The organism is Streptomyces sp. LBL (genome assembly GCF_029893585.1).
Lineage (GTDB): Bacteria > Actinomycetota > Actinomycetes > Streptomycetales > Streptomycetaceae > Streptomyces.
Genome location: NZ_JARXYX010000006.1, coordinates 91746 through 107009, shown reverse-complemented (window position 1 = coordinate 107009; position 15264 = coordinate 91746). Strand labels below are relative to the sequence as shown.

At 69.4% G+C, this 15264-nt stretch carries 12 protein-coding genes and 1 pseudogene; 5 read left to right on the top strand and 8 right to left on the bottom strand.

Annotation, left to right across the window (positions count from 1 at the left end; all coding sequences use genetic code 11):
* Positions 1–19: 19 nt before the first annotated feature.
* Complete coding sequence (pruA, locus tag M2271_RS09150) at positions 20–1651, bottom strand: L-glutamate gamma-semialdehyde dehydrogenase (protein WP_280886611.1); 1632 nt, start codon at positions 1649–1651, stop codon at positions 20–22.
* A gap of 31 nt (positions 1652–1682) precedes the next feature.
* The gene (locus M2271_RS09145; RefSeq protein ID WP_280886610.1) at positions 1683–2609 is read right to left on the bottom strand and encodes a proline dehydrogenase family protein; all 927 of its coding nucleotides are present in this window, start codon (positions 2607–2609) and stop codon (positions 1683–1685) included.
* Between the two features lie 142 nt (positions 2610–2751).
* On the opposite strand from M2271_RS09145, the gene M2271_RS09140 reads away from it, so the two are divergent.
* Positions 2752–4113, top strand: a complete 1362-nt coding sequence (locus M2271_RS09140) for a helix-turn-helix domain-containing protein (protein WP_280886609.1) — start codon at positions 2752–2754, stop codon at positions 4111–4113.
* 189 nt (positions 4114–4302) lie between these two features.
* On the opposite strand, the gene M2271_RS09135 is transcribed toward M2271_RS09140, so the two are convergent.
* Positions 4303–5214, bottom strand: a complete 912-nt coding sequence (locus M2271_RS09135) for a LysR substrate-binding domain-containing protein (RefSeq protein WP_280886608.1) — start codon at positions 5212–5214, stop codon at positions 4303–4305.
* Positions 5215–5507: 293 nt separating this feature from the next.
* Between M2271_RS09135 and M2271_RS09130 the strand changes: the two genes are divergently transcribed.
* The 3 genes from M2271_RS09130 (at position 5508) to M2271_RS09120 (ending at position 7860) form a co-directional block, all read left to right on the top strand.
* Positions 5508–6128, top strand: a complete 621-nt coding sequence (locus M2271_RS09130; RefSeq protein ID WP_280886607.1) for an NAD(P)-binding domain-containing protein — start codon at positions 5508–5510, stop codon at positions 6126–6128.
* 53 nt (positions 6129–6181) lie between these two features.
* On the top strand, positions 6182–7120 hold the full coding sequence (locus tag M2271_RS09125; RefSeq protein WP_280886606.1) for an SDR family oxidoreductase: 939 nt from the start codon (positions 6182–6184) through the stop codon (positions 7118–7120).
* 80 nt (positions 7121–7200) lie between these two features.
* Entirely contained in the window at positions 7201–7860 is a 660-nt protein-coding gene (locus M2271_RS09120) for an NAD(P)-binding domain-containing protein (RefSeq protein WP_280886781.1), read from the top strand.
* A 171-nt stretch (positions 7861–8031) separates the two neighbouring features.
* On the opposite strand, the gene M2271_RS09115 is transcribed toward M2271_RS09120, so the two are convergent.
* A complete protein-coding gene (locus M2271_RS09115; RefSeq protein WP_280886605.1) occupies positions 8032–8613 on the bottom strand; it encodes a TetR/AcrR family transcriptional regulator in 582 nt (193 codons plus the stop codon).
* A gap of 144 nt (positions 8614–8757) precedes the next feature.
* On the opposite strand from M2271_RS09115, the pseudogene M2271_RS09110 reads away from it, so the two are divergent.
* Positions 8758–9648: pseudogene (locus M2271_RS09110) on the top strand (MFS transporter); the annotation flags it as partial.
* A gap of 144 nt (positions 9649–9792) precedes the next feature.
* On the opposite strand, the gene serA reads toward M2271_RS09110, so the two are convergent.
* From serA to M2271_RS09090, 4 genes are all read right to left on the bottom strand, one after another.
* The gene (serA, locus tag M2271_RS09105; RefSeq protein WP_280886604.1) at positions 9793–11382 is read right to left on the bottom strand and encodes a phosphoglycerate dehydrogenase; all 1590 of its coding nucleotides are present in this window, start codon (positions 11380–11382) and stop codon (positions 9793–9795) included.
* 214 nt (positions 11383–11596) lie between these two features.
* Complete coding sequence (gene ilvC / locus M2271_RS09100) at positions 11597–12598, bottom strand: ketol-acid reductoisomerase (protein WP_280886603.1); 1002 nt, start codon at positions 12596–12598, stop codon at positions 11597–11599.
* Between the two features lie 121 nt (positions 12599–12719).
* Positions 12720–13247 (bottom strand): acetolactate synthase small subunit, encoded by a 528-nt coding sequence (gene ilvN, locus M2271_RS09095; protein WP_280886602.1) that lies wholly within the window; start codon positions 13245–13247, stop codon positions 12720–12722.
* A gap of 20 nt (positions 13248–13267) precedes the next feature.
* Positions 13268–15121, bottom strand: a complete 1854-nt coding sequence (locus M2271_RS09090) for an acetolactate synthase large subunit (protein WP_280886601.1) — start codon at positions 15119–15121, stop codon at positions 13268–13270.
* Positions 15122–15264 lie beyond the last annotated feature (143 nt).

Sequence of the window (15264 nt, the reverse complement as noted above, 5' to 3'; positions counted from 1 at the left end):
GCACCCGTCAGCGCGGGCGTCAGCCCATGTGGGGGTACGGGTAGTCGGTCGGCGGGACCAGGGTTTCCTTGATGGCGCGGGTCAGGGTCCAGCGCATCAGGTTCTGCGGGGCGCCGGCCTTGTCGTTGGTGCCGGAGGCGCGGCCGCCGCCGAAGGGCTGCTGGCCGACGACGGCGCCGGTGGACTTGTCGTTGATGTAGAAGTTGCCGGCCGCGTACCGCAGCTTCTCCATGGTGTACGCCGCCGCGGCGCGGTCGTTCGCGATGACCGAGCCGGTCAGGGCGTACGCGGACACCTTCTCCATCTGCTCCAGCATCGCGTCGTACCGGTCGTCCTCGTAGACGTGGACCGCGAGGAAGGGGCCGAAGTACTCGGTCGTGAAGACCTCGTTCTCGGGGTCCGTGCACTCGACGACCGTCGGGCGGACGAAGTAGCCGACCGAGTCGTCGTACGTGCCACCGGCGACGATCGTGCAGGACGGGTCCGCCTCGGCCCGGTCGATCGCGGCCTTGTTCTTGGCGAAGGCCCGCTCGTCGATGACGGCGCCGACGAAGTTCGTCAGGTCGGTGACGTCGCCCATGGCGATGCCGTCGACCTCGGCCGCGAACTCCTCCTTGAAGCCGGAGTTCCAGATCGAGGCCGGGATGTACGCGCGGGAGGTCGCCGAGCACTTCTGGCCCTGGTACTCGAAGGCGCCGCGGGTCAGCGCGGTCTTCAGGACGGCTCGGTCGGCGCTCGGGTGGGCGACGACGAAGTCCTTGCCGCCGGTCTCGCCGACGATGCGCGGGTAGCCGCGGTACTTCTCGATGTTGGCGCCGACCGTCTTCCACAGGTGCTGGAAGGTCCTGGTCGAACCGGTGAAGTGGATACCGGCGAGCTCCGGGTGGTTCAGCGCCACCTCGGAGACGGCCAGGCCGTCGCCCGTGACCAGGTTGATGACGCCCTTGGGCAGACCGGCCTCCTCCAGCAGCCGCATCAGCAGCACGGCGGCGTGCGTCTGCGTCGGGGAGGGCTTCCAGACCACCACGTTGCCCATCAGCGCGGGCGCGGTGGGCAGGTTGCCCGCGATCGCGGTGAAGTTGAACGGCGTGATCGCGTAGACGAAGCCCTCCAGCGGGCGGTGGTCGAGGCGGTTCCAGACGCCCGGGGAGTTCGCCGGCGGCTGCTCGGCGAGCAGGTCACGCGCGTACGTGACATTGAAGCGCCAGAAGTCGACCAGCTCGCAGGGGCAGTCGATCTCGGCCTGCTGGGCCGTCTTCGACTGGCCGAGCATGGTGGAGGCGGCCAGCGTCTCGCGCCAGGGGCCGGCCAGCAGTTCGGCGGCGCGCAGGATGATCGCGGCGCGGTCGTCGAAGGACATCGCGCGCCAGGCGGGCGCGGCGGCCAGGGCCGCGTCGACGGCGTCCTGGGCGTCCTGCCGGGTGGCGTTGCCGTACGTGCCGAGGCGCGCCTTGTGGTGGTGCGGCTGCACGACGTCGACACGCTCGCCGCCGCCCAGTCGCTTCTCGCCGCCGATGGTGCAGGGCAGGTCGATCGGGCTGTCGGCCAGCTCCTTCAGCTTGGCCTCCAGCCGGGCCCGCTCGGGCGAGCCGGGGGCGTAGCCGTGCACCGGCTCGTTGACGGGGGTGGGGACCTGGGTCACAGCGTCCATGAGTGGGGTAACTCCTTACTGAGCGGGTGGGTCAGCCCTTGGTGACGAGGGAGCGGGCGAAGAAGCGCAGGTTCGCCGGCTTCTCCGCGAGCCGCCGCATGAAGTAGCCGTACCAGTCGGTGCCGTAGGCGGTGTAGACGCGCATCCGGTGGCCCTCGGCGGCGAGCCGCAGGTGTTCGTCGCCGCGGATGCCGTAGAGCATCTGGAACTCGTACTCGCCGGGCTTGCGTCCCGCGCGGTGGGCCAGTTCCTGGGCGATGGAGATGAGACGCGGGTCGTGGGACCCGATCATCGGGTACCCCTCGCCCTCCATCAGGACCTTGAGGATCCGCACGTACGCCTTGTCGATCTCGTGCTTCTGCTGGTGGGCGACCTCGGCGGGCTCCCTGTACGCCCCCTTCACGAGTCGTACGCGACTGCCGTTCCCGGCGAGACGGCGGGCGTCGGCCTCGGTGCGGAAGAGGTAGGCCTGGATGACGCAGCCGGTCTGCGGGAAGTCCTTCCGCAGCTCCTCGTGGATGGCGAACATCGAGTCGAGGGTGGTGTGGTCCTCCGCGTCGAGCGTGACCGTCGTACCGATGGCGGCGGCGGCCTCGACGACGGGCCGGACGTTGGAGAGCGCCAGATCGTGCCCGCCGCCCAGCGCCTGACCGAACATCGACAACTTGACGGACATCTCGGCACGCGGGCCCAGCTCCAGCTGCTTCAGCCGGTCGACGAGCTCCAGGTAGGCGTCCCGGGCGGCGGCGGCCTGCCCGGGGGTGGTGATGTCCTCGCCGACGACGTCCATCGTCAGCTCCAGGCCCCGGCCGGTCAGCTCCCGGACGATCGGGACGATCTCGTCCACCGTCTCCCCCGGGATGAAGCGGTCGACGACCTGCTTGGTCACCGGGGCCGCCGAGATCAGGCGTCGGATCCGGTCACTGCGCGACGCGGCGAGAATCACGGGACCCAGCACGGGGCACCTCCACATACCAACCCGGATGAGGCCGTACCCGACGGTTCGGGAACGGCACGGAGAACCACCGTGAAACCTAAGGATCCCTCCGATCGTCGGCCATCGACAGCTGTCACGCATCCGTGCCGCAGATCTCAGACAGATGTATGAAGGCCGCGCGGAAACGCGGGAGAATGGCCGGGTGACATCGGAATTCAGGGACCCTTTCCATGACCACAAGGGCGACTACCAGGATCTGGTCGACGAGATCTCCGAGCTGCTGGGCGCTCCCGCGACGCTGGAGAGCCGGGACTTCGAGCTGATCGCCTTCGGCGCCTACGACAGCGAGGGCGAGCTCGACGCGGCGGCACTGGATCCGGTGCGCACCCGCTCGATCCTGACCCGCCGTTCGACGGCGGCCGTCCGGACGTGGTTCGAGGGCTTCGGCATCACCCGGGCCACCGGCCCGGTCCGCATCCCGCCGACCCCGGAGGCGGGGGTGTACCGGGGGCGGATCTGTCTCCCCGTGCGACATCGGGGGGTCGCCCTCGGATACGTCTGGCTCCTGGAGGAGGATCCGGGGCCGACCGAGCGGCAGCTGACGGCGGCGATGGAGGTGGCCACCCGCATCGGCGCCCTGCTCGCGGACGAGGCGCAGCACGGGGCGGATCTGAGCCGGGAACTGCGGGCCGTGCTGACCGCCGAAACTGACTGGCAGCACGACATGGCGGTCGCCGAACTCCGCACGGCCCTCGGTCCCCGCGCCGACGCTCTCCACACGGTGGTCTGCGTCGCCCCCTGGCCCTCGGCCGACCCGCAGGACGCGCCGTCGGTCCGCACGGTGCCGGGAGCGACGGCCCTGTGCTCGATCCCGTGGCGTACGACAGCCCACGCCCTCGCCCTGCTGGTGCGACTCCGCTCGGCGGACGTCCTGACACCGGCCACGTCGGCGGCGGGGCGGCTGCTGGAGCGGGCGCGGGAGGGAAACGGGAAGGGGACGGGGCAGGGGAAGGGGAAGGGGACGGGGACGGGTGCGGGTGCGGGTGCGGGTGCGGGGACGGGGACGGGGACGGGTGCTGGGGAGTCGGGGGCGCGCGCCGGGATCGCCGTTCCCCGCACCGGCCTCGCGGAACTGGGCGCCGCCTGGCGGGAGGCGTCCGCCGCCGCCCGGGCCGCCCTGGCCGAGCCCCGGTTCGGGCCGGTCGCCGAGTGGGCGTCCGTCGGCCCGTACCGGCTGCTGACCTCCCTCCCCCCGGACACGGACCACGACCCCGCCGTCCGCGCCCTCCTCTCCCCCGCCCACCGCGAACTCGCCCGCACCGCCGAGGTCTACCTCGACCGCGCCGGCCAGGCCGGACGCACCGCCGCCGAGCTGGGCGTCCACCGCCAGACCCTCTACTACCGGCTGTCCCGGGTCGAGAAGCTCACCGGCCTGGACCTGGACGACGGCGAGGACCGCCTGCTGCTGCACATGGCGCTGAAGCAGGCCCGGCTGCGCCCGCTTGCGGGGTCCACGATTCCGTGAGCTTTTCCGCGTGCTCATGAGCGCTGTCCGGGCACATCCGGGTGATCACGAGCACTGAGCCCTTTCACTGACTCAACGACCGCCTGGCTCACAGGGGCAGCGAATCGACATCGCCGCTCGGCCGCTTCCAGGCGCCATTTGCTGTGGCCGCGTACCGCCTGTTGGCGCCGCTCTTGTCAGGCGGACTGCTCAATCGTGCTTTGAAACGGCATCGATTCCAAGCTGCCACATTTCATAGTTCCCACATTCTGCCGTGATCTCGGCCGTCGCCTGAGCCGCGGTGAAGAAGTCATCGACCAACGGCGAGGTGCGCAATGCCGCCACCGCGAGGCACACCTGGTCGGGCGCCAGCTCCGGGATGGGCACATAGCTGACGTCCGGATGTGAGTAGAACACGGTCGCCGAACGGGCCAGGAACGAGATGCCCCGGCCGGCCGCGACATACTCGAGCGTCTCGTCCATCCCGCGCACCCGGTACCCGGCGTTAGGGTGCGGGCGCCTGGTGGGCTGCGTGCTCGGGTCGGCATGCCAGACCAGCGGTTCGCCGGCCAGGTCGGCCTCGGTGACCTGCTCCTTGCCGGCCAGCCGGTGACCGGCGGGCAGCACCGCCACCCGCGGCTCGGCGTACAGCGGGGTGACGCGCAGGCCGGCCTCGTCGATGGGCAGCCGCACATAGCCGATATCGATGCGGCCGTCGAGCAGCATCGATGCCTGGTCGTCCCATTCGATCCGCTGCACGTCCACGACCACGTCCGGGTGCCGGGATTCGAACGCCCGCGTCGCCGGGATGACCGCGACGCCCGCCCGGAAGCCGACCGTCAGCCGCTGGCTTCCGCGCGCGGCCACGGACACCCGACGGCGGACCGCGTGCGCGGAGGCGAGCAGCGGACCGGCGTCCGCCAGCAGTTGTCGGCCCGCGTCGGTCAGCCCCACGCCGTGGCGATCCCTGGTGAACAGCGAGGCGCCGAGATCCTGTTCGAGCGCGCGGATCTGCCGGCTGAGCACCGGCTGCGCGATATGCAGCTCATCGGCGGCACGGCCGAAGTGCAACTGGTCGGCCACGGCGACGAAGTAACGCAGTTTGCGCAGGTCCAGATCCATGGTTACCTCCCGGCCCGGTGATGCCTCCAGGGTATCACCGCGACTGAAAGAGGTCTTGGACACCCGCTCAAGCAAATGGCAACCTGAATAAGTACCTGATGGGGCCGAAGCGAATTCGGTATAAGACTTCGCCATCGAGGACTTGATGGCAGGGCACAGGCCCATAAATGGGCCCATCAGGAATTGAGCGCCGTTCATCGCGCAATTCGACCGCGCCGACGACGCAATTGTTGACCGGTCACAGCGACAGGGTGGGCATGGCGTCCTGTCCAGCTCCAGAAAGCAGGCATTCCATGAGCAGCATCAGCATTATCGGCCTGGGGAACATGGCGAGCGCCCTGGCCGGCCGGGCGCTCGCCGGCGGCAACGCCGTCGAGATCATCGGCCGCGACCCGGCCAAGGCCAAGGAATTGGCCGCCGCGCTCGACGGCGCCACTGTCGGGACGGCCGGCGCCGCCCCGGCCGGGGACATCGTCATCCTCGCCCTGCCGTACGCCGGCGCGGCATCGGTGGTCAGCGAGTACGGGGACGAACTACACGGCAAGGTCATCATCGACATCACCAACCCCGTCTCCCCCGATTCCCAGGGCCTCGTCACCCCCGACGGCAGTTCCGGCGCACAGGAGATCGCCAAGGTCGCCCCCGCCGGCACGCACGTCGTGAAGGCGTTCAACACGGTCTTCGGTCACATGCTGGCGCAGGGCAACCCGCTGGACGTGCTCATCGCCGGCGACGACGCCGAGGCCAAGGCGACTGTGTCGGCATTCATCAAGAGCCTCGGGCTGCGGCCGATGGACACCGGCCCCCTGGGGATGGCTCGCTGGCTGGAGGGAACGGGCCTGGTGATGATTGGCCTGGGCCAACGTGGCGCGGGGAGCTTCAACTTCACCCTCGACGTCAACACTTCTGCCTGAGCGCGCCCGCACCGCCACTTCTCGCGCCCACATCAATCACAAGGACCAGTAACATGCGCGTTTTCGTCACTGGAGGGACCGGCCATTCCGGTTCGTACATCGTTCCCGAGCTCATCGCCGCCGGGCACGAGGTCACCGGCCTGGCTCGGTCGGACACGGCCGCGGCGGCGCTGTCCGCGCTCGGCGCGAAGGTGCGCCGCGGCGACATCGAGGATCTCGACGGGCTCAAGGAGGCGGCCGCGGACTCCGACGGCGTCATCCACGTCGCGCACAGGCAGGACCTGCTTCCGTCCGGCGGGATCGACGCCGTGGCCGCCGCGGAGCTCCCGGTCATGCTCGCGTACGGCGAGGCATTGAGGGGAACCGGAAAGCCGCTGGTCGCAGCGGGGAGCATCGGCTCGCCCGGGCAGCACCTGGGCCGGCCGGCCACCGAGGAGGACCCTGCCCTTCTCGGCGGCGATGAGCACAAGGGCACCCTGCACGTTCGCAACGTCGTGGAAACCGCCGTAGTCGGCCTCGCTGAGCAGGGAGTGCGATCTTCGGTCGTGCGGATTGCCAACATCGCGCACAGCACGACCGACCGTACCGGCTTCCTCCCCACACTGATCGCGCTCGCGAAGGAGAAGGGCGTCGTCGGCTACCCCGGAGACGGCGCGAACCTGTGGAACGCCGTGCACATCCGCGATGTCGCCTCCTTGTTCCGCCTGGCGCTGGAGAAGGGGCCGGCCGGCAAATACTGGCACGCGGTTGGAGACGGGGCCATCCCGTTCCGCGACATAGCCGAGGCCATTGGCAGCCGTCTGGGCCTGCCCGCCGTGAGCATTCCCGCGGACGTACTGATGGTGCCGGGATACTTCGGGTTCCTCGCGAACATAGTCACGCAGAATTACCCGGCGTCCAACCTCATCACCCGCCGGACCCTTGGCTGGGAACCCGCCCAGCCAAGCTTGCTCGCCGATTTGGACAACGGCCATTACTTCTCCGCCAACTGACGGCAGGGACCCGAATCGCAACGAGCCCGGCATATGACAAGGGTTCGGCTCTTCTGGAAGGCGCTGAGAATATGACGACTGTGGGATTCATCGGAAGCGGATACATCGGCACTACGATCGCGCGGCTCGCCATCCAGGCCGGGCACCAGGTCGTGCTCAGCAACTCGCGCGGTCCCGAAACGCTCGCGGACACGGCTGCGGAACTGGGGCCGCGGGCGTCCGCGGCGACGAGCGGGGAGGCCGCGGCGGCCGGTGACATCGTCGTGGTCACGGTGCCGGTCAAGGCATTCCCTCACGTGCCCGCCGCGCCACTGGCCGGGAAGACGGTCATCGACACGTGCAACTACGGCCCCGAGCGTGACGGGCACATCCCCGAGCTCGACAGCAAGTCGCTCACCTCAAGCGAACTGCTGCTGCGGTACATCCCGGACGCCATGCTGGTGAAAGCGTTCAACAACATCTTCTACAAGCACCTGCTGTCACTCGCCCGCCCGGCGGGGGCGGCCGACCGCTCCTCCCTGCCGATCGCCGCGGACTCCGCGCCGGCGAAGGCGGCGGTGACCGAATTCATCGAATCCATCGGGTACAGCGTGGTGGACGCGGGACCGCTGGCCGATAGCTGGCGGCAGGCGACGGACACGCCGGTGTGGGGGACCCCGTACGGGCCGACCTCGAACGAGAAGGGCCAGCCGGTCGGCGAGGACGCCATCCGCGCGGCACTGGCCACCGCAACGCGGTAACCGCAAGTTGGCGCGGCCTCGGTGAAGCCCGGCCGTGTGACGGCCCCGTCCGGCAGGCGTCGGAGGGGGCCGTTTCCCGTTCCGTACGTGATCTTCCGTACGTGATCCACCGCCGCGACCGCCGAATCGTCCCGTCCCCGAGGACCGGACGCGGGGCGCGGGACACGCGGGTCACTTCCTGGTCGCGGCCTCGATCACCTGGCGCAGTCCCTCGGTGAGCTGCTCCGCGCCGGGCGCGGTCTTCGGGTCGAAGGTCCACTGCGCGATGAGGCCCGTCATCAGGGTCACGTAGAACATGCCGAGGGTGGCGACGGTCTCGTCCGAGACGTCCTCCTCGCGCCCACCCATGAGCAGGGCGATCAGAGCGCGCCCGGCCTCCCGCTGAGCGACCGCCAAGTGGTCGCGGACCTCCGGAAGCTGGTCACCCATGACCACGATCTCCATGCTGAGGCGCCACACAGAACCGGGCCGCAGGGTGCCGATGATGTTCGACCACACCTCCCGGAACCGCTCGACCGAGCCGGGCTCGGTGGTGAGCCCGGCGCTTTCCCCGCCCTCGAAGGTGTCGCCCATCCCCTCGACCAGCGACACGTAGGCCTGCGCCAGCAGCGCGTCCTTCGAGCCGTAGTGGTAACCGATCGAGGCGAGGTTGGTCCGCGACTCCTTGACGATGTCGCGCGCCGTCGTGCGCACGAACCCCTTCTCCAGCAGGCAGCGCTTCGCGCCTTCGAGCAGATCCTCACGGTGTCCCATGCGGTCCAGCCTACCCTTCGATCCATACAAGCGTCCCAGACGTACGACTTAAACAAACGTACTATACAAGCGTACTAGACAACCGTTTAAGACACTCGTACAGTCCTCGCCATGACGAATCCGAAGTGCACTTCCGCGGGCCCGTCGATGGCCGCGGTGCTCCCGGTGATCTACGGCATGAAGGAGATCCCCTCGGAGGGCTGGAACGTCCGCTACGTCGTCTCGATCACCGTCGGGCTGCTCTTCGCGGCCCTCTTCGTCCACCGCCAGCGCACCACGGCCGCCCCGATGATCTCCTCGGCCCTGTTCCGCGGTCGCGGCTTCGCGCCGTCCGTCGCCCTGAACCTCGTCTCGGCGTTCGGGATCATGGGGTCGGCCTACTTCACCACGCAGTACCTGCAGTCGGTGCTCGACAAGAGCGCGCTGGAGGCAGCCCTGTGGGCGCTGCTGCCGTCGCTGCCGATCGGGGCCGCGGCGCCGATCGCGACCACCCTGGTCCACCGGGGCGTCGACCGCGCCCACGTCGTGACCGCGGGCTTCGCGATCGCCTCGTGCGGCTTCGTGCTGCTGGCCCTCGCCGGTACGGACTCGATGTGGCTGGTGCTGGTGTCCTGCGGTGTCCTCGCCGTCGGCGGCGTCATCGTGATGTCCCTGATCATGGACCTCGCGATGGGCACCGTCCCGGTGGAACGGGCGGGCACCGCGTCCTCGCTGATGGAGACCGGCACGGAGTTCGGCGGCGCCCTCGGCATGGCCGTCCTCGGCTCCGTCGGCACGGCGGTCTACCGCCACGAGATCCCGGCCTCGGCACCGGACGCGGCCCACGAGACGCTGGGCGGGGCGTTGGCCGTGGCCGACCGGGTGCCGGGTCTGGCTACGGCGGCACGGGAGGCCTTCACCAGTGGAATGCAGGGTGCGGCGGTCGCGGGTGCGGTGGTGCTGGCGGGAGCGGCGGTGCTGGCGGCGGTGACGCTGCGGCACGTCAGCGTGCGGGAGGCACCGAAGACACCCGAGCCGGAGCGGGCCACGGCCTGAGGAACGTACGCACACGAAAAAACGCCGGACGGGCTGAGGGTTTCTCAGCCCGTCCGGCGTTTGCGGACGAGACCGTTCAGACCGAACCGGGGACCTGGGGGCAGCGGCCGCCCCCGGCCACGCTCACCTCGGCTGACGGCAGTCTCAGACCAGGTTCACCGCTCGCGCGGACGTCGCCCCGATCTCCTCCGCGACCTCGGCCAGTACCCCGGCCGGCACCGCGTCGTCGACGGTCAGCACGGCCAGCGCCTCGCCGCCGGCGACGGCCCGCGACACCTGCATACCGGCGATGTTGATCCCTGCCTCGCCGAAGACACGGCCGACCGTGCCGACGACGCCGGGACGGTCCTCATACCGCAGGACGACCATGTGGTCGGCGAGCGCGAGGTCGACGTCGTACTCGCCGACCGCGACGATCTTCTGCAGGTGCTTCGGCCCGGCCAGCGTGCCGGAGACCGACACCTCCTCGCCACTGCTGAGCGTGCCGCGCACGGTGACGACGTTGCGGTGCTCGGCGGACTCCGAGCTGGTGGTCAGCCGTACCTCGACGCCGCGCTCCTGCGCGAACAGCGGGGCGTTGACGTACGACACCGTCTCGTCGACGACGTCCTCGAAGACACCCTTGAGGGCGCTGAGCTCCAGCACCTTCACGTCGTGCTGGGTGATCTCGCCGTACACCTCGACGTCGAGACGGACCGCGACCTCACCGGCGAGCGCGGTGAAGATACGGCCGAGGCGCTCGGCGAGCGGCAGACCCGGCTTGACGTCCTCGGCGATGACACCGCCCTGGACGTTCACCGCGTCCGGCACCAGTTCACCGGCGAGCGCGAGGCGCACCGAGTTGGCGACGGCGATACCGGCCTTCTCCTGCGCCTCGTCGGTGGAGGCACCGAGGTGCGGGGTGGCCACGACCTGGTCGAACTCGAAGAGCGGGGAGTCCGTGCAGGGCTCCTTCGCGTACACGTCGAGACCGGCGCCGGCGACCCGGCCCTCCTTGAGGGCGGAGTACAGCGCCACCTCGTCGACGATCCCGCCGCGCGCGGCGTTGACGATCCGCACGGCCGGCTTGACCTTGCGCAGCGCCTCGTCGCCGATCAGGCCGAGGGTCTCGGGGGTCTTGGGGAGGTGGACGGTGATGAAGTCGGAGACCTCGAGCAGCTCGTCCAGCGACAGCACCTTGACGCCCATCTGCGCGGCCCGCGCGGGCTGCACGTACGGGTCGTAGGCGACGACCTTCATGCCGAAGCCGGACATGCGCTGGGCGACCAGCGCACCGATCCGTCCCAGGCCCACGACGCCCAGGGTCTTCTCGGCCAGCTCCACGCCCGTGTACTTGCTCCGCTTCCACTCGCCGTTCTTGAGCGCGGCGTTGGCCTGCGGGATGTGGCGGGCGGTGGCGAGGATCAGACCGCAGGCCAGCTCGGCGGCGGTCACGATGTTGGAGGTGGGGGCGTTGACGACCATCACGCCGGCCTTGGTGGCGGCGGAGACGTCGACGTTGTCCAGGCCGACGCCGGCTCGTGCGACGACCTTCAGCTTCCTCGCGGCGGCGACGGCCTCCGCGTCGACCTTGGTGGCCGAACGGATCAGGATCGCGTCGACGTCGGCGATGGCCGGCAGCAGTTCGGCGCGGTCGGCGCCGTTGCAGTGCCGGATCTCGAAGTCGGGGCCAAGCGCGTCCACGGTCGCGGGCGACAGCTCTTCAGCGATGAGTACGACGGGTTTCGAGCTCACGTGAGTCCTCACATATCCCAATGCGGACGGCCGTCCCGACGGCCGCATGCGGTGGAGGGTGCTAGCCGCGTGGAAGACGCACGACGCTGTGGGCCTGACGCGTATGTAGTACGGCAGTGTAGTGGCGCGGCGGAGGTCGTCTTACGCCTCTGCGGAAGGATCACCCGGACGGGAGAGGTCCGGCCGCGGCAGGCGCCACGGCCGGACCCCGACGTCACGCGTCCTCGTCGTTGACCCAGCTCATGAGCTTGCGCAGCTCCTTGCCGGTGGTCTCCAGCAGGGACTCGGCGTCCTGCTTCTTGTACTCGTTGTACTTCTTCAGACCGCCGTGGTACTCGTCCATCCAGGCCTGGGCGAAGGTGCCGTCCTGGATCTCGGCGAGGACCTTCTTCATCTCGGCCTTGGTGGCGTCGGTGATGATCCGCGGGCCGGTGACGTAGTCGCCCCACTCGGCGGTCTCGGAGACGGACCAGCGCATCTTCTCCAGCCCGCCCTCGTACATGAGGTCGACGATCAGCTTCAGCTCGTGCAGGCACTCGAAGTACGCGATCTCCGGCTGGTAGCCGGCCTCGGTCAGCGTCTCGAAACCGGCCTTGACCAGCGCGGCCGTACCACCGCAGAGGACGGCCTGCTCACCGAACAGGTCGGTCTCGGTCTCCTCGGTGAAGGTCGTCTTGATGACGCCGGCGCGGGTGCCGCCGATGCCCTTCGCGTACGACAGGGTCAGCGCGAAGGCGTTGCCGGTCGCGTCCTGCTCGACAGCCGCGATACACGGAACGCCGCGGCCCTCCTCGTACTGACGGCGGACCAGGTGACCCGGGCCCTTCGGGGCGACCATGCAGACGTCGATGCCGGCCGGGGGCTTGATGAAGCCGTAGCGGATGTTCAGGCCGTGGCCGAAGAACAGCGCGTCGCCGTCGCTCAGGTTGGGGGCGATGTGCTCCTCGTAGACCTGGGCCTGGATCGGGTCCGGGACGAGGATCATGATGACGTCGGCCTCGGCGGTGGCCTCCGCCGGGCTCACCACACGCAGGCCCTGCTCCTCGGCCTTCGCCTTGGACTTGGAGCCCTCGTGCAGACCGACACGCACGTCGACACCCGAGTCACGGAGCGACAGCGCGTGGGCGTGGCCCTGACTGCCGTAACCGATGACCGCGACCTTGCGGCCCTGGATGATGGACAGGTCGGCGTCGGCGTCGTAGAACAGCTCGGCCACTTTGGGTTCTCTCCTTGGTGTGCAGGTGTTACGTCCCACCGTATGACGGGGGGCGGAGGGGACGTTTCGGGGTCTCGGTATGCGGGCGGTCGGTGTCCACCGGGGCCGCCCGGATCCGTCGTTATGCCGACCGGTCCAGTGCGCGTAGCGACCGGTCCGTGATCGAACGAGCGCCGCGGCCGATCGCGATCGTGCCGGACTGGACCAGCTCCTTGATGCCGAACGGCTCCAGCATCTTGAGCATGGCCTCCAGCTTGTCACTGCCGCCGGTGGCCTCGATGGTGACGGCCTCCGGGGAGACGTCGACGGTCTTGGCGCGGAACAGCTGGACGATCTCGACGATCTGGGAGCGCGTCTCGTTGTCGGCGCGCACCTTCACCAGAACGAGTTCGCGCTGGACGGCCGATCCGGGCTCCAGCTCGACGATCTTGAGCACGTTGACGAGCTTGTTGAGCTGCTTCGTCACCTGCTCCAGCGGCAGCGCGTCGACGACACCCACCACGATGGTGATGCGGGAGATGTCGGGGTGCTCGGTGACACCGACGGCGAGCGAGTCGATGTTGAAGCCGCGACGGGAGAACAGGGCGGCGATCCGGGCCAGGATGCCCGGCGTGTTCTCCACCAGGACGGAGAGCGTGTGCTTGGACATGTCTCTTGGGTCTCTCTCGCTCAGTCGTCTTCGTTGTCGCCGAAGTCGGGGCGGACGTCCCGGGCGGCCATGATCTCGTCGTTGGAGGTGCCGGCGGCGACCATCGGCCACACCATCGCGTCCTCGTGGACGATGAAGTCCACGACGACCGGGCGGTCGTTGATGGAGTTCGCCTCTTCGATGACCTTGTCGAGGTCGGCGGGGTCCTCGCAGCGGATCGCGTAGCAGCCCATGGCCTCCGACAGTTTCACGAAGTCGGGGACGCGGGTGCCGGAGCTCGGCTGCTTGCCGTCCGCCTCCGGGCCGCTGTGCAGCACGGTGTTGGAGTAGCGCTGGTTGTAGAAGAGGGTCTGCCACTGGCGGACCATCCCGAGGACGCCGTTGTTGATGATGGCGACCTTGATCGGGATGTTGTTCAGAGCGCAGGTGGTGAGCTCCTGGTTGGTCATCTGGAAGCAGCCGTCACCGTCGATCGCCCAGACCGTCCGGCCCGGGACGCCGGCCTTGGCGCCCATCGCGGCCGGGACCGCGTAGCCCATGGTTCCGGCGCCACCCGAGTTCAGCCAGGTGGCCGGCTTCTCGTACTGGACGTAGTGCGCGGCCCACATCTGGTGCTGGCCGACGCCCGCGGCGAAGATCGTGTCCTCAGGGGCGAGTTGGCCGATGCGCTCGATGACCTGCTGCGGCGACAGCGAGCCGTTGTCGGGCTGGTCGTAGCCCAGCGGGTACGTCTCGCGCCAGCGGTTGAGGTCCTTCCACCAGGCGCTGTAGTCGCCGCGGTTGCCTTCGCTGTGCTCCTTCTGCACGGCCTGGACCAGGTCCGCGACGACCTCGCGGGCGTCACCGACGATCGGCACGTCGGCGGCGCGGTTCTTGCCGATCTCCGCGGGGTCGATGTCGGCGTGGACGATCTTGGCGTACGGGGCGAAGCTGTCCAGCTTGCCGGTGACGCGGTCGTCGAAGCGGGCTCCGAGGGCGACGATCAGGTCGGCCTTCTGCAGCGCGGTGACGGCGGTGACCGCACCGTGCATGCCCGGCATTCCCACGTGCAGGGGGTGGCTGTCGGGGAATGCGCCGAGCGCCATCAGGGTGGTGGTGACGGGCGCTCCGGTCAGTTCTGCGAGGACCTTCAGCTCCGCGGTGGCCTGTGCCTTGAGGACACCGCCGCCGACGTAGAGGACGGGCCGCTTCGCGGTGGTGATCAGCTTGGCGGCCTCGCGGATCTGCTTGGCGTGCGGCTTGGTCACCGGGCGGTAGCCGGGCAGGTCCATGACCGGCGGCCAGGAGAAGGTGGTCTGCGCCTGGAGGGCGTCCTTGGCGATGTCGACCAGGACCGGGCCGGGACGGCCGGTGGAGGCGATGTGGAACGCCTGCGCGATCACCCGCGGGATGTCCTCGGCCACGGTCACGAGGAAGTTGTGCTTGGTGATCGGCATCGTGATACCGACGATGTCCGCCTCCTGGAAGGCGTCCGTGCCGATCGCCTTGGAGGCCACCTGCCCGGTGATCGCCACGAGCGGCACCGAGTCCATGTGCGCGTCCGCGATCGGCGTCACCAGGTTCGTGGCACCAGGGCCGGAGGTCGCCATGCAGACGCCGACCTTCCCGGTGGCCTGCGCGTAACCGGTGGCCGCGTGGCCCGCGCCCTGCTCGTGCCGGACCAGGACGTGGCGCACCCGGGTGGAGTCCATCAGCGGGTCGTACGCGGGAAGGATCGCACCGCCCGGAATGCCGAATACCGTGTCGGCCCCGACCTCCTCAAGAGAGCGGATGAGGGACTGCGCACCCGTGACGTGCTCGGGTGCGGACTGTCCTCCGGATCGGGGCCGCGGCTGCGGGTGATGGGCCCCGGTGGCCTGCTCGGTCATCGGCATTCTCTTCTCGATGCTGAGGGTTTCATGCTGGGGGTTACGTGTAGTTTGTGCGGTGTTCGACTGCTGCACGGAAGGCGCCCGTGCAACAAAAAACCCCTCGTGCCATAAGGCAAGCGAGGGGAGCGCGCCGGGTGGGGTCGCTG